Here is a 21,870-nt window from a genome sequence, read left to right on the forward strand (position 1 = left end):
TCTACCTTTCACAGTATTTTGCCATCAGGCCACTCACGGGCTATGCGGGTTCTGTTTTCATACCGAGTAACCGCTCTATTATCTTACCCGAGGCTGCCTCGCCAAAATCCAGGCCCGAGTAGTCCGGGTTAAAACCGGCAATGAAAGGCACCGCCATAACGTAAATTCGTTCGTTAAGGCCATTGAACTCATCCATTAATTGGAAGTGGCCGTTAATGGCTAAGCCGGGAACAGTGAGGTAACAATTGCCCTGTCCATCCTCCGTTATCCGCTGGTCTCCGTCTTTGAGCAATTCCCGCCCGGCATTCGGGTCCCGGAAAGCCAGCCTGGCAGGGGCGCCGGCATCACGCAGGCCTTCGAAAGGAATATGGCCAAAAGAGATATGCGGCTGCCCGATACAGTCGATGAATACCGGGTAGTGTACTTCGGCATAATTTGCCCCGCCGTTCTCAGCAGGCTCCGGCTCTTCATTTGCATCTACCATCACCATTTCCAGTTTTCCGGCGGAATGCAGGGCCAGCAATGTTTCTACAGAGCTTTGCGGTACGAAAGCGATCACCACAGATATGAGCGGCATGAGCGTCTTTTGCAGCCGCAGCATATCTTCCGCCGAAAAGTATTTAGCAGGGTAGTTCATGGCAAAACTCAGGATGGCCAGCATTTCTTTCCAATATACCGAACGGCGTTTTTCAATGGATCTCTGTGCTTCCGCATACTCTGCTTTCAGTAATTCAAAAGGGTCACGGGCCTCCCGCTTGGCCATCATGTATTCCACAAAAGCCTCCATGTTCATCCCCCTGATCTCTTCATAACAGGCCGTGTCATGTTCGCGGATACCTTTTTTAAAATTTTCTTCGAAAACGTAGTCCAGCGATAAGAAGCCACCATTTAGCCGGCGGTTAGCTTCTATCTGTTTGGGAGACAATATGCTGTCTTTACCGAGGTGGGTGTCTTCCAGGTGGAAACGTACAGCGGGGAGCAAACCATTTCGGGTATGCATCACGATCTTAAAGTTCTCACTGCCCGGGGCCGCATAAAAATGCAGGATGCCTTCATCATCCTTTTCGAACCGGCCATTATGCCGCGCCAGCGTCTTGATCGCGTCGATTGCCGTCAGCGAAGCGCCGCGGACCGCGACCGGATGATTTGCCTGTTCAGCGATTTTCTCGGGTGGATAAGGCGAATCGAACCAACCGGCGAGTTTCCCTTCGTGTTTTCTGGGCCAGTGGTGCCCTGTGCAAATAACGGCCCGGTCATATTCCTGTCGGCCCTCGGCTGTAACCACAACAACGCATTCTTTTTCAGGCAGGTCTTGAATATCGCTCACCTCGGTATTAAATAATACCTTGGTGACGATGCCCTTGACCCGGCCCTGGTGTAGCAAGGTTTTGAACTGGGACGCGAGGTACTGCCCGAAAAGCAAACGGGGCAATACTTTATAATCATTGAAACGGTCAGGGTCGATGTGGTACTTGTCCAGTGTATCACGAGGGGCTTTTTTCACCCATTCGGCGACGCCGCCGGCCAGTTCGGGTATCTCGTTGCCCGAAACGTTGGTTACATGCTCGTCGGCAGCACCATTGTGGCTATAGGGCATCCCGCTGCCCAGCGTATCCGTTCTTTCGTAAATATCAACTACAAGATGCCCGGGGTAATTACTTTCTATCAGGCGTTTGTACATGAACAAGGCACTCGGGCCACCGCCGACCAGGGCGATGCGCAGTTCAGTCATAGTGAGTATTGGTTTTTAAGGTAATGGTTGTCATATATGCAATATAAAAGCGAAAGCCTCTTGAGAGGCTTTTGCTGCGCTTACTTCTTAGGTGAAGATTTGCTTTTAGTTTCGGTGCCGGTTTTTTTGGCGGCAGTTGTTTTTTTTGGTGCTTCTGATTTTTCTGATGTTTTTTTTGCAGTAGGCATGATGTTAAATTTTAAATGTAAATAAATAATTAATTAACTTTTTTTCTTACAATTAAAATTGTGCCAATTTTCGGAGTGCCCTGAACATGCGTATTGGGTAATTGCCATTGTTCAAAAAAATATTCATCGTATGCCGGATTTTGCTACACAGGGCTTTGGGAACTATTGTGAAAGAGGCCGATCGTCGTTCTGATGGCCTCGGCGGGGTCCATACGTTCTGCCATATGGAGGGCTTATGAAGCTTCCCGGAACCATTCATCTAGATGTCCGCGGTATTCGGGTAGGGAGAAGGTTTTGCATTTTAATGCTGGATAGCAATTTCCTCGAAAATTAGAATTACCTTGCCGTCATAATTGCACGGGGTGCTTTTGCTGAAAAGCAAGGCTGAGATGATACCCGAAAAACCTGATACGGATAATACCGGCGTAGGGATGCATGGCCGGTCTTGTCTATTGACAGCTTATGCTGTCCGTTCAATAGGAAAAAGCCTTGTTCCTGCTACCCTGCCGTAGCCTGGAAGCAAGGTTTTTACATTTAACACCTATTGAAAATGGAATTGAAAAAGCAAGGCGATTTTGGCCTGATGACCCAAAGCCTGGCCAACTGGCAGGGGCGCAAAGAATGGTTCTTCAACCGCGAACACACCGACACTTATGAGCAATGGTATGAAGGCCGGTACAAACGTGCGGAGGTCTGGCAGAAAAAAGTTATGGCGCAATTACTCGCCAAAGATCCTGAAGTAAAAGAACTGTTGGAGTTCGGTTGCGGGACGGCCCGTTTTACCCGGTGGTGGCACGAGATCGGCATCGAGGCCACGGGAGCTGACCTGTCACCATTCATGCTGGGCCAGGCGGTGCACCTATTTAAAGGCGGCCTGGCCAATGCGGATTCTCATTACATGCCTTTCAAGGACAATAGCTTCGATACGGTCGCCTTCATTACCACTTTTGAATATTACCGGGATCCTGTGCAGGTGATCAGGGAAGCAGCGCGGGTAGCACGCCGCGGTATCGCCTTTGGTATGATGAACCGGAATTCACCAAAAGTATTGCGCCGGCGGGTGCAACAGCTATTCGGTAAAAATCCTTTTTATGTGACCGCTACCTTCTACACACCGAACTTACTTATCCAAAAGATAAACGAGGCATTAAAGGGAAGGAATTATAGCCTGGAATGGACCTGTACCGGCTTGCCAAAGTGGTTCCCTGTACAACAATGGAGCGTACCGGTGGGGGACTTCTTTGGCTTGTATGTTAAATTCAACGACTGATCCGCTGGTTATGTCTCAGTTTTCAGGAAAAATATCCGGCGGAGGGTTCGATGAACTTATCTTGCCGCGCCTGGGTTTTGACAGGCCGAACGTCACCCAGGGGCCTGCATTTGGCGTTGATGTATCCGTTGTGGATATCGGCAGCGGTATGGGCCTGGCGATGACAAGTGACCCGCTGTCCTTGATCCCTTCATTAGGTTTAGCCGAATCGGCCTGGCTATCGGTACATCTTATGGCAAATGATATGGCTACCACGGGGCATTCACCGATGTATGCCCAAATGGTCCTCAATTTACCTACCACCTTGACGAGCCGGGATCTCACCACCTATTGGGAATATGTCCATCGCTATTGCAAAACGATAGGGGTGGCCATTACCGGCGGCCATACCGGAAGTATCGAAGGGCAAAACTCTACGATCGCCGGTGGGGGCACGATGCTGCTTACCGCGCCGCTGAACGAAATTTTGATCAGCAGCAGTGCAAAGCTGGGTGATGTAGTCATTGTCACTAAAGAATGTGCGTTGTCGGCAGCCGCGATCCTCGCCCTGAGTTTTCCGCGAACAGTCAACGATCGTTTAGGTAAAGAAGCCTATGATCAATGCAGCGAACTGTTTTACCAAACCTCGTCACTGCCCGATGGAATTACCGCGGCAGCGACCGGCGAGGCCAGCGCCATGCACGATGTAACAGAAGGTGGTGTCCTTGGCGCAGTTTACGAAATGGCTGTTGCATCAGGCTTGGGTGTCAGCATTTATAACGAATCCTTGCCTGTTGGCCATGCTCAGCAGCAGGTGGCCGGTTTGTTCGGTATCGATCAAAGATCTTGCATCGGTGCCGGTTCAATGGTCATTGCGGCCAAAAGAGGCGGCGAGGGCAAAGTATTGAACGCCCTCTCTGCCAAAAACATCAAAGCCACCGTGATCGGTGAATTCACGGAAAAAGCGGCCGGACGATCACTGATAACTGCCGGGCAAAAAGAGGAATTGCCTTATTATGAAAAAGATCCATACTGGGCAGCCTTTTTCCGGGCCTTAAAATTGGGATGGAAATGAAAACGAACCTAAAAATTACCGGCGGGGTATACCTGGTGATCGATCCGTCAATGGACAGGGACTTATTGCTGTCAAGGTTGGGCAAGGCATTGAAAGCCGGCGTGAACGCCGTGCAGTTGTGGGGTAACTGGCCACCCGGGGCTGACAAGCGATCCTGCATAAGTGCAATTGCCAACCTTTGCCGGGCTTATGGCGTTCCTTTACTGATCGATAATGACTGGGAGTTATTGATCGGCCTACCGGACCTCGATGGGGTGCATTTTGACCAGATCCCTTCAAATTTAAACGATATCAAAAAGATCGTTGGGAGGCCTTTTGCAACCGGCATCACTTGTTCAGGCGATTTAGAGGTGGTGAGGTGGGCCGCCGCGAATGGAATGGATTATATTTCTTTTTGTGCTATGTTTCCTTCACCATCCGCAGGGAGCTGTGATATCGTGACGCCCTCAACGGTAAAAGAAGCCCGGGAGGTCACCACTTTGCCCTTATTCGTTTCGGGTGGCATGACACCTGAAAATATCCTTTCACTTCGCCTGCTAACGCCTTTTGACGGGGTAGCTGTCATATCCGGCGTTATGAGCCATGCTGACCCATACGGGAAAGTTAAACTTTACCAGGACGCTTTAAACACGATGATCCAATAATTATGAAACTAAAAACGATAGAAAAACTTTGCTGTCCGTTCGACAAGCAGGAATTACAATTACAGATCCTTGCCCAGGACCTTGAACAAAATGTTATGGAAGGCATACTAAGCTGTGTTACCTGCCAGCGCAAATACCCGATCGTTTATGGCGTGCCTATCATGGCTCCGGATGAGTACCGCCAGCTCAGCCTTGAACAACCGGTTATCGAGCGCTGGCAACTGGAGTATCAGATCGACCCTCTAAAGTTACTACCGGAATAAAGTTCCATCGCCAAATACATCAATGAGTTCAATCGAAACAGTTCACAGGTTACTAAACAAAATGTTGATCTAAACCCACTGTAATGTATCATACACTTCCTGCGCTGCATTTAACACGCTCACCGCCAAAGCATCCAGCTTCTCCACCGTTTGTTCGTCCACTTCAAAGCTGCTCATATACCGCGAATGGCTGTAGGCCGACCGTAGTGTTTCAAAAAGCTGCGCGCCTTCCGTAGTTTCCAGTGCAATACCTCATTTTACCTGGTTGGTAAACAGCAGCGAGATACGCAGCATCCTAATTGGGTTATACACGCTTATTTTTATAGCCTAACAAGGCCCTGATGAGGGCGATGAAAAATACTTTCTATAGCCTGGTTAAAATTGAAGGCCGCTATGCTGTGATTTTTGAGTTTCTCGTAACAACGAGTGCCGCGCAGGGTATCCTGCCGCAAGTACCATTTCTTAATGTTGCGTTGCTTTTATTGGCTCCTTAGCTTTAAAACAGAATATTCATTTTTATTCTTGATCGGTAGCCTCACCAAACCTTTCTGTTTCAAATGTAATATTCATGGTGCATCCTTGTTCATTGCTGAACTCCAGCCTTGCGCCTAATTGCTTGCACAAACCGCGAATCAGGTTAAGCCCCATGCTGTCGGCTTGTTTAAGATCCAGGCTTGCCGGAAAGCCGGGCCCATTATCTGCTATCGTCAATTGATTACTGTCATTTTCGATTTTGACCAGGGTAATGTATATCGTGCCTGTTTCATCTGCTTTGTAGGCGTATTTGATCGCATTGGTCACGGCCTCATTCAGGATGAGGCCAAGCGGAACAGCTTGTGCTACATCCAGGCTGATCGGTTCCACATATTTTTCAAAAACGATACGGTTCTCTATTCCACAGCTATCTGCTAAAAAACGGGTCATTTCATCGATATATTCAGGCATGCTGATCAGGTCCAGGCTTTCTGACTGATATAATTTTTGATGGATAAGAGCAATGGCATGCATCCGGTTTTCGCTATTCTGAATAGCGGCAAGGGCCTGGTCGTTATTTATGTAGGCTGATTGCCTTTGCAAAAGCCCCGTCACTACCTGTAAATTATTTTTAACACGGTGATGTATCTCCTTAACCAGCCATTCTTTTTCAACAACCAGTTTTTTAAGTAATGTATTGTTATGATCTATGGCCTGGGCATTTTTTTTATTCACGCGGTAACTATACCCCAGCATTAACATCAGTATCAGCGTAGCGGCGAGGCCTGCTTCAGTGATATTCCGGATCAAATTGGCCTGCCTCACTTTCTCTTCTTGTACCTGCGCATCTTTCTGCAAAGCTCGGATGTCATTATGTTGCTGCTCGGATTCATATTGGATCTTAATTTCTTGAATTTGCTGATTCTTTTTAATGGTAAATAAAGAATCTTTAAGGCGTGTATATAACAAATGGTCATTTAGGGCGTCTGAAAAATTGCCCGCTAAGGAATCGACTTTATAGGCATACAGATAATAAGTTATTTTGCCGGCTATAACCTTCTTTTGAATAACCTTATATTTTTCCAAATTTATGCGGGCGTCCTTCACCTGCTTTGTAGCGATAAAATACCTGATAAGCGCGAGTTGTACCGAGGTGTCATCAAGTTTTAACGCCTCGGACAATTCCTGTATTTTTCTACATACCGGCCCTGCCTTATCCAATTGTTTGCCTACGACATAGGCGTTCAAATAAGAAGCCATTATCAGCACCCGGTCTCTTTTATCTTTTGTCGGGAATCTTTGGGAATAATAATTTAATTGACGGATGGCATCGGTTGGCTTGTGCATGGAAAGCAATGCCGATACATCGCCGATAAGAATAGTAACAACGCTGGCGGTATCTTTATACTTTGCCGCAATGTCCAGTGCCTGCTGATAGTAAGGTTCTGCCTGGCTATGGAGCTTTAAAGCACTATAAGTAAAAGCGATGCGATTGATGATCGTACAAAGCTGCAGGGTTGTATCCTGATTAGCCCTCGCCGTTTTCAAAGCAGATAAGCCGTACCGCAATCCGGTTTCATAGTCGCCTTTTTGGCTGGATACGAACGCGATGAGGTCATATAATCCCTGCAATGCCGTGTATTTCGTTTCTTTGTACAAGGCCAACGATTCTTTGAGCGCAGCAAGGGACTGGTCAAATTTATCCAGAAGCTGGTAATAATCACCCAAGATCTTTAAAGCATCTGCAAGGCGGTCCGTGGAATGCGACTCCCTGAAAAGTGCTATAGCTTTATCATAATAAGCTATTCGTACATGGATATCCTGGCCACCCGTAGCTATATACAGTTCTTCTTTAATTAACCAGGCCTCGGCCTCATCCCTTGCCAAATGAGCAGCATGCAATATGCTTATGGCCTGATCGATCAGGGTTTTGCTTTGATCAGGTTGTTGATGTTGCCTTCGATAACGTGCTATTTCCAATAAACTTAACCCTATTCCTCTGGAATATTTGAGCGACCGGCTTATACGATATGCTTGAAGAGCACATAACAAGGCCGAATCTTTTTGACGGTCAAGTTTTCCGGAAGTGAAATTATAATACCGGCCGATCGAAACCAATAGATTAACGCGACTCGTGTCAGCCTGGCTGGCCTTTAGCTGTACATAGAGGCTATTTACCTCCTTCGGTATACCATGTTGGCCGAAAGCCATAGTGTTGGCAAGGAAACAAAATACAAACGTTAATATTACTAGTTTTGACAAATTTGAATTGATAAAGTTGTGATCAAAAGGCCTCTGGTATTCATTGAGGTAGCCGGTAGAATAGGCAATTCATAAACCTTGCCATGAATTATGAAAACTTGTGTATAAAAGCCTGGCCACAAGATAAATATATTAAAATATATACTGTGATATTTTATCCGTCGTTATTTTGGATAATAACAACCGTATTTCGTTGCGCACCCCGAAATACAGCTGTTTCCCACCTACTTTAAAGTATCATACACCTCCTGCGCTACACTTAAAACGCTCACCGCCAATTCATCCAACTTTTCCACGGTTTTTTCATCCACCTCATAGCTGCTTACATACCGCGAATGGCTGTATGCCGAACGCAGCGTCTCAAAGAGCTTCGAGCCTTCAATAGTTTCCAGTTGTAATACTTCTTTTATCTGGTTGGTAAATATCATCGAGATGCGCAGCATCCTGGAGAGGTTATGCACGCTTATCTTATAACCGAGTACGGCCCTGATAAGCGCGATAAAAATACTTTCTACGGCCTGGTTCAAATTGAAGGCGGCAAGGTTGTAATTCTTTAGTTCTTTGTAATAACGCGCACCGCGCAGGAAGTCCTGTGCCTGTACGTTAAATTTGTTGAAGTCGAGTTGTGCTTTGGCTTTTATTTGTTCTGCAGACAGCGTAGGCAGTTCAGGCATCTCGAAGTCCTCTGCTTGATAAACAATTGTTTTTGTGGTCAGTGCATCGATGAAGAAACGCCTTTCGGACTGAAGGGCTTTTTTCAGGCCGGATAGTTTATGGGCAAAGATGAATACGCTGGCCATGGGTTTTAGTTTATCTTCTATCTTATTGGCTATCTCATGCTCCTGCAGGGCTTCGCCGGACGATACCAATAGCAACAGGTAATAGGTGAAAGGCTCCCTGTGGGTATGTATATGTACGATCAGTTTTACGGTGGGCATTGCTTTGACGATAAACCTGCTCACTTCTTGCAGGCCCAGGCCTTCTGCCCATGTTTTAGTTTCGGATTTTACCGGTACTATTTCTACAGTATTTGCTGCCGGTTTTTCCGGGGCGGCTGGTACAGCAACGGGTACGGGCTGAACAGTTTTCACATCTTTCAGGAATGGTGTACTGCGGTTCCGTTGGCAGATCATCCAGGCGGCGGCATACAGCCTGCGTATATTATCGTATACGCTGATGACGTCTGCAGGGTCCATGCGTTCGTGGGTATGGCGGGTGTATAAGGCTTCCTGGAACCATTCGTCTAAATGGTCGCGGTATTGGGGTAGGGAGAAGGCTTTGAATATTTTTTTGACGGCAAGAAAGGGGTCGAGTAGTTCTGCTGTAGATAGGTTCTTGGGGAAATGCTGCCATGTAGCTTTTTCCTTAACTAATTATTCTTCCAGAATTTTTTCGGGTTTCCATGCCGATTCATGTTCCAATAACAGCAGGTACATGGCTTCTAAAAGGTTGAGGTTGATCTTGTAGGTATATACCAGATTGCCCGGGCCGAACACCTTATGGTTGTAATGCTGTTTGCTGATAGCATATTTCCGCCATTGCTTTAATTTGTTCTTGTGCCCCTTGGGCCTGTCTGCATGGAAAAATTCTACAACAACACTGAAGGGGTTCTGCACTTCATAGTGGCGCAGGGTTTTAGGGTAATGGTCCCATGGAGCATATTCACCGCAATACATCATAACATTTGAATTATCGCCGACCGGTATTGAGCGGCAACACAAAAGAATAGCAGGGGAGTGCCGTACCGAACCACAGCGCTTTGTACTTTACATTATTGCGGTTGTTTTGTACCTTTACAGCAGACACCTACATTTGACCTATGGCAGAAGCATTACACATCGGAAGAAAGATCAGCAAAATACGCGAGCTACGCGGAATGAAGCAAGAAGCTTTGGCAGCGTTACTTGGTGTTAGCCAGCAAGCTATTTCAAAAATTGAACAAAGCGAAGAAGTTGAAGAACTTGCATTAGAGAAAATTGCGGTAGCGTTAGGGGTGACCACTGATGCAATTAAAAATTTTAGTGAAGATGCTGTGGTGAATTATTTCAACAATACGTTTCATGGCAGTAACCATGGCCCTTTTTATCACTGTACGTTTAATCCATTAGATAAGTTGATAGAGATGGTTAACGAGAATAAAAAGCTTTATGAGCAGTTGTTGGCGAGTGAGCGAGAGAAGTTGGAGATACTTAGAAATTCGAAGTGATATTTAAGATCGTAAATAGATTGGGCCCCGCGAAGCGGGGCTTTTTTGTTACTAGTACTGCTTTATACTATGACCTTTGAGCCGGAGCTACTTTATTATTATGTTAATAATAACACTATTTTTCGGTATGACCAACGATTTGGCATTCCTATCTATGATATAAAGTTTTGACCTATATAATGTTATCTTTACAAATTATGAATCCTAAATCTTCATATGAGACAAACATTAATAGATTTAATAAAAGAGACAATCATTTACGAGTATGATTTACCTAACGCAAAGGTCGGGACTTTAAAAACAATCTATTCTACTCATAACGATCAATGCTATAGCGCTAAAGATATAAACAACATTGCTAAAATAATTTACAACTCAATTGTGGATTATGCCTATAATGAGTTTGATATTGCTGGTAAAAATTTAGATGCCCTACATGTCGGGGCGTTAAAAACTAAACTTAAATATAATCCCTCTGCTGATGCCACTACCAAAATAAAATATGGCTTTTTTGGCGAGGTATTATTATACAGTATTCTTATAACGCTTTATCATGCCAAGCCCCTGATTGCAAGGGGGTATTTTTATAACCCCTTGGAAAAAGCTGAAACGAAAGGTTATGACTCCTACCAACTGGTGGATAATAACGGCAGTATAGAGTTGTGGTTTGGTGAAGTGAAATTTCATGCGAATCATACTCAAGGAATTGATAGCGTTATGGATAATATCGAGAAGGCATTATCTGATACTTATTTGGAGACAAATGTTTTAGCATTAAGTAATCATAGAAATAATTTGAACATTGCAGGTTCGGTTATAGAAACAATTCTGGATAACTGGGAAGCTAACCCGACCATTAGCATACCTGCTGAAATCAAGAAGTATAACATGACCTTGATTTATCCCATCTTAATTTTATATCAGCATGACGGAGGTGACTACAACGCCAATATCAAAAAAATCCCGGATTATATTACCTTGAAACATCCGTCTAAAACCTTTACGCTTTCGGTTTCCCACAAAGTATTTTTCATACTCCTGCCTTTAGATAAGGTTAAAGAAATCAAACAAAATGTAATTCAATGGATAGAATCAAAGAAGCCGCTGATCTTATAGTTGATATAAATAAATATCGAAGGCAACAAATACAGGATTACCAATTAATACGCTCTGCTTGCACGTATTTCGACCGGATTAAAAATGAGCAAATCACACAAGCAGATCTCAGGTTTTTAAGGTGCGTTGCAAATATTATCGGCGTGCCGCATTTCTACGACGTATTATCCAAATTTGGTAAAGAGTTGGAATTGGAAGAGCATGACTTAAGCACAATATCTTCCTTAATTTCAGAAGCAACGTTGCATACCAGTGATAGCAACAAAGTTCATCGATACCAAAAAATCATATTGGATAGGTTTCAACCATCTAAATTAAATCGCTTCTTTTTATCTGCAAGTACCTCGTTCGGTAAAACACATATTGTATTTGAGATTATCAAAAAATTAGCCTATAAAAATGTAGTTCTAATTTTTCCGACAATCGCCTTACTATCTGAGAATTTAGAAAAAGTAATTGACGATCCCAATTTCGAATATTTTAAGAATAACTATGCGATTCACACTTTAAGCGAGGTTGAATCTTTCGGAGAACGTAATCTTTTCATTTTTACACCTGAACGATTTCTTTCCTTTATTGATAAGAATGAACATTTGATCGATTTCGATTTTGCTTTTATAGACGAGGTTTATAAAATCGATAACGACTATCTTATTGATGACGAGGTTAGAGAGAATGAGCGCGACGTAGCATATAGGTTAGCGGTATTTTACACTTTGAAACCAAGTGTTAATGTGCTTTTGGCCGGCCCTTACATCGACTTTTCAGATGCATCTGCAAAAAATTACAACGCGTCTTTTGATAACTTTTTGAGTGATAATAACATTGAGCTGCTGGACTTTAATAACTATGAGATAGTCAACAAAAGTTTTACTGATATACGCGGGGCGAAAACAGCAGTAGCTGATGAAGATTTGAATTTTAAATTCGCAAGCAATAATAAAACTGCTCGTTTGGTGGACATTGTTAGAGCGATCAACGGAATCGGCGAAAACACAATTGTTTACTGTTCGGCCCGGAGTGCTACCGAGTCGTACGCAAAAACACTTATTAACTCCAATATTTTTTCTGACCATAATTACCAACCCTACGTTGATTTTGTCACTCACATCAAAAAATATTTTGGCGATGATTGGGTAGTTTATCGTGCTTTATTAAATGGTATTGGCATACATCATGGTTTAGTGCCAAAATATATTCAAAAAGAGATTATTAATCTGTTTAATAATGACCGGCTGAAAGTGTTAATTTCCACTACAACAATTACTGAAGGAGTTAACACTTCTGCTAAAAACCTAGTGGTACTTCACAATAAAAAGGGGGACAAAGATCTTAAAAAATTTGACGCTAAAAATATTGCTGGACGGGCGGGGCGCTTCCTTTATCATTATAGCGGCAGGGTATTAGTATTGCAAAACAAATTCATGGACGCTATTAATGCGGTTCCTGATGCCATTAAGCATAAGAATTATGATTTTGACTCCCCTAAAGATGAAATCGATATTTACTACACGAGCGATGTTTATCTAAAGCCGGAACACCGTGCTACCATTGCAAGTATTGCACAGCGACAAACTGAAAGAGCGATTCCAGACGAAGTGTTCAATATGTATAAAGTGATCAGCAGATCAGATAAAATAGCCATCTATGACCGGGTCGCCGCGCTAACGGCTAACCAGTTTCTGTCTATTAGGATGTTGATCAGCAAACTTAATTACGAAATGGATATTGACAGCGATGGGTTTCAGGTGGTAATTGACGTATTATTTCCAATCATTAAAAACCAGAAACTGATTTTTCTAATCGAAAGAAAAGATAAGAATAACCGTTATTCAATTTTGACACACTTTGTACACTTTTACTTAGATGGAGGTTTTATTGGCTCCATGAATTTTAAATTGAGAACCAAAGGAAAAACTAAAGACGAAGCCATTAAAGAAACTGCTGAATTTGTATACAATACGTTAAAATATCAGGTCGTAAAATATTTGGGCGTGTTTAATATCATGTACAAACTGTATCAATCCAAACAACAGCAGGTTGAGATAGATCAAATCACCGGCATTGATCGCTTATTGACAAAGCTTGAATATAATGCCCTAAGTGAAAATGGACGAATAGCAAGTGATTATGGAGTTCCATCAAATGTTGTCGAATATTATGAGAACTTAGAGCAAGGTTCGCGAATAAGAGCAAGTTTTGATAACTATGAAAATTCCGTTTTTGATAAAATCGAAAGGATTGTAAAAAAAGACAATAGGTAAGAGTTTTAACAGGTAATCTTTGACCGCCTCTTACGGCTATTTGAAATATGGTCCGACGCTACAATATCCCCCCCCCAAAAAAAAAACCTAGCCTGCACGTTTCTCAGCTATGGCGGCCAGCATTTTTTTGAAGGGCTGGTTAAATTTTTCGATGGCTTCTTCTTCCAGTTGCCTGCTGATCTGTTGCATGTCGATACCGGCGTGGCGTATTTGGTTTAACGTATCTTCCGCAGCGTCCAGCCCTTGTTCCAGGGTGTCGTTCACTATGCCATGGTCGCGGAACGCATCGATGGTTTCCACCGGCGTGGTGTTAACAGTGCCGGGCCCAATCAGTGCTTCCATATATTTGGTGTCCCTGGCAGCGGGGTCTTTACTGCTGGTACTGGCCCAAAGCAGGCGTTGCGGCCTGGCGTCGGCATCAGCCAGTTTTTGCCAGCGTTCTGAATGGAAGATCTGCTTATAGGTATCGTATGCTTTTTTAGCCGAGGCTATGGCAGCCTCGCCTTTCGCTGCTTGTATGGTTTAGTAAGATCGTGTATTTTGTCGTTTTGGTGCACGAAGAACCAGACGGACGCTGCCCAGTCGTCCATTGTTTGTCAGCCGGTGTAGTGGAGGTTGTTGCTTATGAAGCGGAAAATGGTATCTGTGGTGCTGAGTTCCATGTGGGCGCCTTCGCGCTTGCCTGTGGTGTCGGATATGATAGTGCCGATCAACGGGGCGGCTATAAGCGGGCGGGCCATAAAAAAAGTTGGGCATTTTCGATCAACGAAAAACGCATTTGAAAATTTAGATTATAAATACTATATTTTACTCAAAATGAAAAAGGCCATATTACTTCTCTGTATCTGTTTAAGCTCAATTGTTTCATTTGCGCAATCAACACCTGCGGGTCAGCAGCAGGCAGATACCTATAGGCCATCTGAGAGAAGGTTAAAAGCAGCGCGCGCCGTAAACTATGATGCTGAATTTGACGGAGACTTTGGCCAGTTTTTGTCAAGATCAGTGCGTTACCCTGATGAAGCACGGGCCAAAGGGATAGCAGGAAAAGTGGTCGTTCAGTTCACTATAAATAAAAATGGGAACCTGGAAAATATCCAGGTACTTAGTGGCCCCCCTGAATTACATGAGAGTGCTTTGAATGCTATTCGCAGATCGGATGGAAGGTGGATCCCAGGAAGGCAAAATAATAAATTCCTGGATCAGATTTATACTGTACCCATCAGGTACGCCGCCCCAAGGAAGTGATGGTAAAGCCTAATAGATACGAAGCACTACAACAGGCTAATAGGCGCTGGTAGGTTTTGGATAACAGGGCTATAAACCACGGGGTGATATGATAACACCAGCTTGGCAATATTTAATTGCTTAATATTGAAATCGATGTTGGTGGCTACGGCCGGGCAAGAACTGCTTGAATAAGTTTTCCTATATTTAAGGAATTATTACTGCTGATCAATGATCCCCTCAAGTAAAAGATCACCGCTGCCACCTTGCTCGTGCGGAACCGCGCATTGGGTGAGAAGCCCGCGTCCCGGAATGGTCAAGGCTTTGCTGTTTTGGTTGCCCATTAAATTTTATAAGTGTTATATGTGTGACCGGAAGACCTGGGTGTTAGCGCGGTAATGGCGGCTGTTCCTTTTCGAGTTCCTTTTCCAGGCAGTCGGCTTTGCGCTGCAGGATAGCGAGTTCTTCTTCGCGGACAGCGATCCGCCGTTGTATGATAGCGATCGGCTCGCTGTCGGGGTCCCTGGCATTGGCCCCGAACAATTGCAGTACATCTGCTGCTAAGGCAAGGGCGATGGCCTCGATGCGGGAAAGGCTTGGGTCTGTAGTTCCGGCTTCGATCTTGGAGATGGAAGCGGTGGATATCCCGGTCTTTGTTGCCAGCTCTTCTTGCGTCATGCGTGCTTTTTTACGGGCCTCTTTGATACGCAGGCCCACTTTTTTTCGCACATCGGTATTCAAAGGCTGTTTCATAAGGTTCGGAATAGAAAACAAATATAGCTAAAAGGAGTAAAGGTGGCGTTAGCGCATATTTCCGTTCAAATGAAGGGCGATCGTTGCAAGGGTTTCGTCAGTGTAGTAGCCATTACCCATGTGCCGGTAGGTGCCGTCTTTGCGGCGGGCGATATAGCCTTTGAAGCAGCCGTTTTCGCTGATCATGTAGCAGGGGCCGGTTTCGCCGGGCATGGCGTTTTTGCCTCACTGCAGTTCGGTTACAGATCTTGCTGATTTTTACTTTTGTTCGCTGGCCTCATGACCAGATAATTGGCCAATGCCCTCAAAAACATTATTGATCCACAGCTGTTTAAATTTTTGTAACTTACGTTGCACTCCAGCATGACATATTCCTTTAAACATTCGTTATGGAAGAAAGATCTACATTTCCTGACCTATCGGAAGCCGAACGTAAGGCGTTAGAAGAATTGATGCCCGATGAAATGGGCGAGATCATCTCTTCAGGGATCAAACGCCGGCATTTTTTAAAGCTGTTCGCCGTTACCGGTACAAGCCTGCTGGCCGCCAATCTGTTAGGTATCGAGCAACTAATGGCGCGCAGCGTGCCGATCGAAGAGCAGCCGCCCGTGCTGATCGAGAACGGTATCAATGTTTCGTTCCAGGTCAATGGCAGTACCCAAAAGCTGACGGTAGATTCTCGGATGACGCTATTGGATACCCTCAGGGAACGTTTAGGGCTTACCGGTTCAAAAAAAGGGTGTGACCACGGGCAATGTGGGGCTTGTACGGTTATTGTAGATGATAAACGTGTGCTTTCCTGCCTTACGCTTGCTGCTACCTGCGAGGATAAAAAAGTGACCACGATAGAGGGGCTGGCCATTGGTAATGAACTGCACCCCATGCAGGCTTCTTTTATTAAACATGACGGCTTTCAGTGCGGCTATTGTACACCCGGGCAGATATGCTCGGCCGTGGCTTTAATGGGCGAAGCAAAAAATGGCGATGCCAGTTACGTAACCGCCAACGTGCGTAAAAAAGAGAAATCTGTTAAACTATCGAATGAGGAGATAAGGGAACGTATGTCGGGCAATATCTGCCGTTGCGGCGCTTATCCAAATATAGTAAACGCGATCCGCGAAGTGCATGGCGACCAAGCGGTAGCTCAGGTTTGGCAGTTTGCCGATGGTACTATCTAACCGGGTTTTAACGAATTTCCTTTTATTTAAAAACAAAGCGTGTGATATGAGGCCATTTAAATACTCAAATGCATCCGGCCCTGCAGCGGCGATCAAGGCCGTAACGGCTAACCCCACAGCCAGGTACCTTGGTGGCGGCACCAACCTTGTCGACCTGATGAAGGAAGATGTGATGCGCCCTTCCGAACTGATAGAGGTTACCCGTTTGAAATTTTCAGCAATTGAAAAAAAAGCGAACGGCTTATCCATCGGCGGCACGGCTACTAATGCAGTTACGGCCAACCATGGACTGGTCCGTGAAAATTACCCTTTGCTTTCAATGGCGATACTGGCGGGTGCAAGTGCCCAGATTAGGAATATGGCGACCAATGCCGGCAACCTGAACCAACGCACCCGTTGTACTTATTTCTACGATGTGAACATGCCCTGTAACAAACGGGAGCCGGGAACGGGTTGCGGAGCATTACACGGCATCAATAAAAACCATGCGATATTAGGATGGTCGGAAAAGTGCGTGGCCACTTACCCTTCTGATATGGCGGTGGCCCTGGCAGCACTTAACGCGGTAGTACACGTTGAAGGGGCAAATGGCGCTAAGCGAAGTATTCCCTTCGCGGAATTCCACCGCTTACCCGGGAACCATCCGGAGATCGATAATAACCTGAAACACGGAGAGTTTATTACATCGATAGAGCTGCCGCCTAACCACCTCGCCGACAAGTCCTATTATTTAAAGATCCGCGAACGGTCGTCATATGCTTTTGCCCTGGTCTCGGTCGCGGCGGCTTTAGAAATCAACGGGAATAAAATTAAAGATGTAAGAATTGCCCTCGGGGGAGTGGCTCATAAGCCGTGGCGCGCCACGATAGCTGAACAGTTGCTTATGGGCAAAGAAGCTACAGAAGCCAATTTTAAAGCAGCGGCATTAGCTGAATTAAAAAACGCGAAGCCCTTGGGGCAAAATAAATACAAGGTAGGTTTGGCCGCCAAAGCAATTGTGCGAGCCCTTGAGGGCGCCATGCAGGGCGGCACTTACGGTGCCATGGAAGCAGGTTCGACGACCACTAATCAAAATTAAGACCATGAGTGAAACCGGTAAACCCATTAGCCGCATTGATGGCCGCATGAAGGTTAGTGGCAAAGCAACATATGCTGCAGAGTTCAACCAGCCAAATATGGCTTATGCCTTTCCTGTACGGGCTACCATAGCCAAGGGAAAGATCTCCTCCATAGAAGATGCCACTGCCCGGAAAGAGCCTGGTGTGATAGCGGTGATCAGTTATAAGAACGCCTATAAACTCAAACCGCTTGATATGCAGGCGCAGATGAAAGCAGGTGCGGCCTTCCTCGGCGAGAACCTTCCGCCTTTGCAGGATAACTTGGTACACTATCCCGGGCAGTTTGTTGCGGTAATCGTAGCTGAAACTTATGAACAGGCCCGCGCAGCAGCTTATAAATTGCAAGTGAAGTATATTGCAGATAAGGCTGCTGTTGACCTGAAGACGGAACTTCCGAGAAGCACAAAACCCAAAATGTTCATGGGCGAAGAGGCCCAGGTCAATGAAGGTAAAGCTGCCGGCGTGCTCGCTGCCTCAGCCCAAAAAGTAGATCATACCTACTCGACGCCGGTTGAGCATCATCATCCGATGGAGCCCCACGCGACGGTTGCCGTTTGGGAAGGTACTGATAAACTCACTTTATATGATGCCACCCAGGGTGTTGGCCTCACCAGTGCCATCGCTGCCTATTTTTTCGGTCTACACCAGGAGAACGTACGCGTTGTAGCGCCATTTGTTGGCGGAGGCTTCGGTTCCAAAGGCCTTTGGCTGCATACTTTGTTGGTTGCCATAGCTGCCAAGGCGGCAAACCGTCCGGTAAAACTGGCACTGACCAGGCAAATGATGCAGACCAACGTCGGCCATCGCGCAGCAACTATTCAGCGTGTGGCCATGGGCACCGATAAGGCCGGGCAATTAAATGTACTGCGCCATCATACAGATACCTACAATAACCTCACGCAGTTCTTTGAACCCAGCGGAAAACAAACCCTGGTTTTATATAAGGCACCGCTTCGAGAGGTTACTTACAACGTGGCTCACCTGGACCGCAGCACGCCGACTTTCATGCGCGCGCCGGGCGAAACCCCTGGTACTTTCGCATTGGAATGTGCTATGGATGAAATGGCTTACCAGCTAAAAATGGACCCTGTTGAGTTCAGGATCAAAAATCATACGGCCAAAGACCCGGTAAAAGGCCATGAATTTTCGAGCGAGTTCCTGGTAGAGTGTTACCGTACCGGCGCGGAACGTTTCGGTTGGGCATCCCGCAGTATGGAGCCGCGTCAAAAGAAACATGGCAAATATTTGGTAGGTTATGGAATGGCTACGGCAACATATCCCGGCGGCCGAAGCGCAGCCTCTGTTAAAGTAGTGATGAATGATAAAGGCAATGTTACGGTAATGACCGCATCGATCGATATCGGTACCGGGACTTACACCGTGCTGGCCCAAACCGCAGCTGATGCGCTTGGTGTACCCGTAGAAAAAATTGATGTAAAGATCGGCGATTCCAGCCTTCCGCCCGCCCCATTGGCCGGTGGTTCGCAAACGACAGCGAGCATCCATCCCGCGGCATTAGATGCCTGCATATTGCTGCGAAAAGAACTGGCCTCGCTTGCTATTGCCGATCCGGGTTCCAAGTTAAATGGCAGTAAACCTGAAGATATCGGTTTTGCCAGGGGTACGCTTTTTGTAAAGGGCAATGAGGATAAGTCAGACACTTATTTGAACATACTAAACCGTGCAAAGCGTAACGAGATCGAAGCTTGTGCAACAACTTTGCCGGTTTCAGGTGCGGGCCTGACGGTTCCCAGCGCACTTTGTACCCCAAGCCAAACCCCTCCGGAACAAAACAGCGATATCAAACAATATGCCTTCCACTCTTTCGGTGCGCAGTTTGCAGAGGTTTGGGTAGACGAAGATTTTGGCACCATACGTGTTAAACGGGTGGCCAGTGTACACGATGTAGGCCGGATCATGAATGAGAAAACCGCCCGCTCGCAGATCATCGGCGGCGTTATTTTTGGAATAGGAGCAGCATTAATGGAAGCAACGGAGTATGATAAGCGTTGGGGTAATCCTGTAACCCGTACCCTTGCGGATTACCATGTACCGGTGCACCTGGATGTGCCGCCTATCGATGTGCATTTCATCGGTAAACCTGATCCTCACATATCGCCTATAGGAGCCAGGGGGATCGGGGAGATCGGGATCACCGGCGTATCTGCAGCGATAGCAAATGCAGTGTTCAATGCTACTGGTAAAAGATTACGGGATCTGCCATTAACGCCGGAAAAGTTTTTGGAAACATAAGTTTTAGGCCTGCCGGCTCATTTTTTTAGTATGGAATACCTGTGGTTTTAGTTGAATTATTTCGATCTTATTTATGCTAACTAAACATACCGCCCTTTCGATGGTTACTTCATGATGAAACTAAAAAGCTGGGAGACCGGCCTCGCTGCTGGCATCAGCGCTGTGGCCGTTTTGGTATTATTTAATTCCTGCGCCACCATCCCAAAGGGGGCGAGCGCAGTGCGCCCTTTCGATCAAAAGCGCTATCTGGGTACCTGGTATGAGATCGCGCGCATGGACTTTGAGTTCGAAAAGAATCTATCGGATGTGAGCGCGGCCTATTCGCTGAACGCCGACGGCTCGATCCGGGTGGATAATAAAGGCTATGATTACGTCCGGCAGAAATGGAAAGAAAGTATCGGCAAAGCAAAGCCGGCCAAAGACGCCGGCACAGGCCGCCTGAAGGTATCTTTCTTCGGCCCGTTCTACGCCGGTTATAATGTGATCGCCATCGATCCGGAATACCGCTATGCTTTGGTGGCGGGAAATAACCTGGACTATTTGTGGTTGCTGTCGCGTGAAAAAAGCATTCCTGCTGCGATTCGGACGGCCTATCTGAAACAGGCAAAGGCCTTAGGCTACGATGTATCCAAACTGGTTTGGACAAAGCACGCACAGAGCAATTGAAGAGTTGCTTTTGGCAGATTATCTAAGCGGCCCAGCCTTCCACATCGATATCTTTCATAAAATATCACCGGCTTATCCCGGCATTATTGATCATCACATCAAGTTTACCGAATCTTTCTACCGCCAGTGCCTTAAGCTCCGTTCGGTCGCCCCGGCGTGTCACATCCACTGCCAAGAATGCGGCCTCACCGCCGTTCTGCTGAATCTGATAAACGATCCGTGCTAAATGATCGCTCCTGCGCGCGCCGAGAACCACTTTAGCGCCAATGGCAGCTAATAGTTCTGCTGCCCGCACCTGTGATAGCAACGACTTTACCTGCAATTCTGTTTTCCATGATGCAAAGGTCAGGCAATGGACCGGAAATCATGAAGCCGATATGGCCATATGTGTAGCCCTTTTGGAAGCGATAGCGAAGGACATCCCGGACCCTGATATCCGCACGGTTTTATATACCGCTGTCTTTTCACATCATAATCAGGAAAGCCGGTGTCCCAATGTAGCTTGCAGTATGTTTTTTGGGCTATCGATAACGTCACAACGAAAATATAGATAAAGAAATGAAGGAACAGCCGATAAGTCTGCGGGAATACCGTGCTTTTGATCCGCTCTGTCATTCCCATCGCATTAGAAAAATTCACCTGCGTTGAATTGATCTGTACATGGCTGAATAATTCCAGGCTTCCTTCATCCCGCAGCTCTGTTAATTGCAGCGCATTAAGCTGCAAAATTGCCAGCGGTTTGTTATATGCGTGTTGATCTTCTCCAGCTCGGCCGCTGACAGGTATTTATGAAGGTTCGCGGTAGGGTCGAGGCCGCGCAGGCTTTGCCCTAAACTATAGCACCACGCGATCTGCCGGTGGGCCATCATCCTGATCGCCTCTTGCTTGTCCTTAGAAACAAAAGATTGCAACTGTAAGATGAAGTTGCGGCTTTCATTGACGATACTTCCCCAAACTTTCCGGGCCTCCCACCAACGGTCGTAGGATTGATTGATCTTAAAGGAAAGGATGACCGAGATCGCTGTACCGATAAATGTAGGAATAGCAATGGGCATTATCGGGATCAGGTTTTTATAATGGCTCGTCAGATAGTTGACCAGCAGGCCTACCACCAGCACGTAAGGGAGTTCGTTCTTAACTTTCCCAAGGATATAATGTACAGGGATGCGTTTCTTTAACAGCATGTATCTTCAGATTTTTAGCAC

The 21,870-nt window shown here is 45.9% G+C and carries 22 protein-coding genes, 1 pseudogene and 1 riboswitch; of the genes and pseudogenes, 12 read left to right on the top strand and 11 right to left on the bottom strand.

Annotated features, from left to right (window positions below):
• Positions 1–40 precede the first annotated feature (40 nt).
• Entirely contained in the window at positions 41–1,732 is a 1,692-nt protein-coding gene (locus BC343_RS10045) for an FAD/NAD(P)-binding protein (RefSeq protein ID WP_078347653.1), read from the bottom strand.
• A gap of 536 nt (positions 1,733–2,268) precedes the next feature.
• Positions 2,269–2,369: riboswitch (TPP riboswitch) on the top strand.
• A gap of 101 nt (positions 2,370–2,470) precedes the next feature.
• On the opposite strand from BC343_RS10045, the gene BC343_RS10050 reads away from it, so the two are divergent.
• The 4 genes from BC343_RS10050 to BC343_RS10065 are packed head-to-tail and all read left to right on the top strand — an operon-like array spanning position 2,471 to position 5,151.
• Positions 2,471–3,190: a class I SAM-dependent methyltransferase gene (locus BC343_RS10050; protein WP_078347654.1), complete on the top strand. Its 720-nt coding sequence runs from the start codon at positions 2,471–2,473 to the stop codon at positions 3,188–3,190.
• Positions 3,191–3,200: 10 nt separating this feature from the next.
• On the top strand, positions 3,201–4,244 hold the full coding sequence (locus tag BC343_RS10055) for an AIR synthase-related protein (RefSeq protein ID WP_078347655.1): 1,044 nt from the start codon (positions 3,201–3,203) through the stop codon (positions 4,242–4,244).
• Positions 4,241–4,888, top strand: coding sequence for a thiamine phosphate synthase (locus BC343_RS10060; RefSeq protein WP_078347725.1), 648 nt, complete (start codon positions 4,241–4,243; stop codon positions 4,886–4,888). The genes BC343_RS10055 and BC343_RS10060 overlap by 4 nt, the downstream gene beginning before the upstream one ends.
• Before the next feature lie 2 nt (positions 4,889–4,890).
• Complete coding sequence (locus BC343_RS10065) at positions 4,891–5,151, top strand: Trm112 family protein (protein WP_078347656.1); 261 nt, start codon at positions 4,891–4,893, stop codon at positions 5,149–5,151.
• 516 nt (positions 5,152–5,667) lie between these two features.
• Here BC343_RS10065 and BC343_RS10070 read toward each other — a convergent pair.
• From BC343_RS10070 to BC343_RS10080, 3 genes are all read right to left on the bottom strand, one after another.
• Positions 5,668–7,836, bottom strand: coding sequence for a sensor histidine kinase (locus tag BC343_RS10070; protein WP_078347657.1), 2,169 nt, complete (start codon positions 7,834–7,836; stop codon positions 5,668–5,670).
• 275 nt (positions 7,837–8,111) lie between these two features.
• Positions 8,112–9,083: a HEPN domain-containing protein gene (locus tag BC343_RS10075; protein ID WP_078347658.1), complete on the bottom strand. Its 972-nt coding sequence runs from the start codon at positions 9,081–9,083 to the stop codon at positions 8,112–8,114.
• 177 nt (positions 9,084–9,260) lie between these two features.
• Positions 9,261–9,566, bottom strand: a complete 306-nt coding sequence (locus tag BC343_RS10080) for a hypothetical protein (RefSeq protein WP_078347659.1) — start codon at positions 9,564–9,566, stop codon at positions 9,261–9,263.
• A 140-nt stretch (positions 9,567–9,706) separates the two neighbouring features.
• Here BC343_RS10080 and BC343_RS10085 point away from each other — a divergent pair, with 140 nt between their 5' ends.
• The 3 genes from BC343_RS10085 to BC343_RS10095 all read left to right on the top strand — a co-directional run bounded on the left by BC343_RS10085 (position 9,707) and on the right by BC343_RS10095 (position 13,473).
• Positions 9,707–10,093, top strand: coding sequence for a helix-turn-helix domain-containing protein (locus tag BC343_RS10085; protein WP_078347660.1), 387 nt, complete (start codon positions 9,707–9,709; stop codon positions 10,091–10,093).
• 216 nt (positions 10,094–10,309) lie between these two features.
• A complete protein-coding gene (locus BC343_RS10090) occupies positions 10,310–11,209 on the top strand; it encodes a HamA C-terminal domain-containing protein (RefSeq protein ID WP_078347661.1) in 900 nt (299 codons plus the stop codon).
• On the top strand, positions 11,176–13,473 hold the full coding sequence (locus BC343_RS10095; protein WP_078347662.1) for a helicase-related protein: 2,298 nt from the start codon (positions 11,176–11,178) through the stop codon (positions 13,471–13,473). The genes BC343_RS10090 and BC343_RS10095 overlap by 34 nt, the downstream gene beginning before the upstream one ends.
• 87 nt (positions 13,474–13,560) lie before the next feature.
• Here BC343_RS10095 and BC343_RS10100 read toward each other — a convergent pair whose 3' ends face one another.
• Complete coding sequence (locus BC343_RS10100; RefSeq protein ID WP_078347663.1) at positions 13,561–13,992, bottom strand: transaldolase family protein; 432 nt, start codon at positions 13,990–13,992, stop codon at positions 13,561–13,563.
• 77 nt (positions 13,993–14,069) lie between these two features.
• Positions 14,070–14,213 (bottom strand): hypothetical protein, encoded by a 144-nt coding sequence (locus BC343_RS31205; RefSeq protein ID WP_162276848.1) that lies wholly within the window; start codon positions 14,211–14,213, stop codon positions 14,070–14,072.
• 76 nt (positions 14,214–14,289) lie between these two features.
• Here BC343_RS31205 and BC343_RS10105 point away from each other — a divergent pair, with 76 nt between their 5' ends.
• Positions 14,290–14,718, top strand: a complete 429-nt coding sequence (locus BC343_RS10105; protein WP_162276849.1) for an energy transducer TonB — start codon at positions 14,290–14,292, stop codon at positions 14,716–14,718.
• A gap of 197 nt (positions 14,719–14,915) precedes the next feature.
• On the opposite strand, the gene BC343_RS31800 is transcribed toward BC343_RS10105, so the two are convergent.
• From BC343_RS31800 to BC343_RS30985, 3 genes are read right to left on the bottom strand one after another with little or no spacing between them, the layout of a single operon-like run.
• On the bottom strand, positions 14,916–15,041 hold the full coding sequence (locus BC343_RS31800; protein WP_262493372.1) for a hypothetical protein: 126 nt from the start codon (positions 15,039–15,041) through the stop codon (positions 14,916–14,918).
• 43 nt (positions 15,042–15,084) lie between these two features.
• Positions 15,085–15,450: a helix-turn-helix domain-containing protein gene (locus BC343_RS10110; RefSeq protein ID WP_078347665.1), complete on the bottom strand. Its 366-nt coding sequence runs from the start codon at positions 15,448–15,450 to the stop codon at positions 15,085–15,087.
• A gap of 48 nt (positions 15,451–15,498) precedes the next feature.
• On the bottom strand, positions 15,499–15,663 hold the full coding sequence (locus BC343_RS30985; protein ID WP_156088746.1) for a hypothetical protein: 165 nt from the start codon (positions 15,661–15,663) through the stop codon (positions 15,499–15,501).
• A gap of 176 nt (positions 15,664–15,839) precedes the next feature.
• On the opposite strand from BC343_RS30985, the gene BC343_RS10115 reads away from it, so the two are divergent.
• From BC343_RS10115 to BC343_RS10130, 4 genes are all read left to right on the top strand, one after another.
• Positions 15,840–16,628, top strand: coding sequence for a 2Fe-2S iron-sulfur cluster-binding protein (locus BC343_RS10115; RefSeq protein WP_078347666.1), 789 nt, complete (start codon positions 15,840–15,842; stop codon positions 16,626–16,628).
• Complete coding sequence (locus BC343_RS10120; protein ID WP_238381741.1) at positions 16,615–17,706, top strand: FAD binding domain-containing protein; 1,092 nt, start codon at positions 16,615–16,617, stop codon at positions 17,704–17,706. Before BC343_RS10115 ends, BC343_RS10120 begins: the two co-directional genes overlap by 14 nt.
• 4 nt (positions 17,707–17,710) lie before the next feature.
• Positions 17,711–19,999 (top strand): xanthine dehydrogenase family protein molybdopterin-binding subunit, encoded by a 2,289-nt coding sequence (locus BC343_RS10125; protein WP_078347668.1) that lies wholly within the window; start codon positions 17,711–17,713, stop codon positions 19,997–19,999.
• 111 nt (positions 20,000–20,110) lie between these two features.
• Positions 20,111–20,665, top strand: a complete 555-nt coding sequence (locus BC343_RS10130) for a lipocalin family protein (RefSeq protein WP_078347669.1) — start codon at positions 20,111–20,113, stop codon at positions 20,663–20,665.
• Positions 20,666–20,729: 64 nt separating this feature from the next.
• On the opposite strand, the gene BC343_RS10135 is transcribed toward BC343_RS10130, so the two are convergent.
• The gene (locus BC343_RS10135; RefSeq protein ID WP_202909763.1) at positions 20,730–20,987 is read right to left on the bottom strand and encodes an SDR family NAD(P)-dependent oxidoreductase; all 258 of its coding nucleotides are present in this window, start codon (positions 20,985–20,987) and stop codon (positions 20,730–20,732) included.
• A gap of 23 nt (positions 20,988–21,010) precedes the next feature.
• Positions 21,011–21,849, bottom strand: a pseudogene (locus BC343_RS31965) (bestrophin family protein).
• Positions 21,850–21,870: the final 21 nt, after the last annotated feature.

The sequence above is a fragment of the Mucilaginibacter pedocola genome, assembly GCF_002013915.1.
In the GTDB taxonomy this organism is placed as follows: Bacteria; Bacteroidota; Bacteroidia; order Sphingobacteriales; family Sphingobacteriaceae; genus Mucilaginibacter; species Mucilaginibacter pedocola.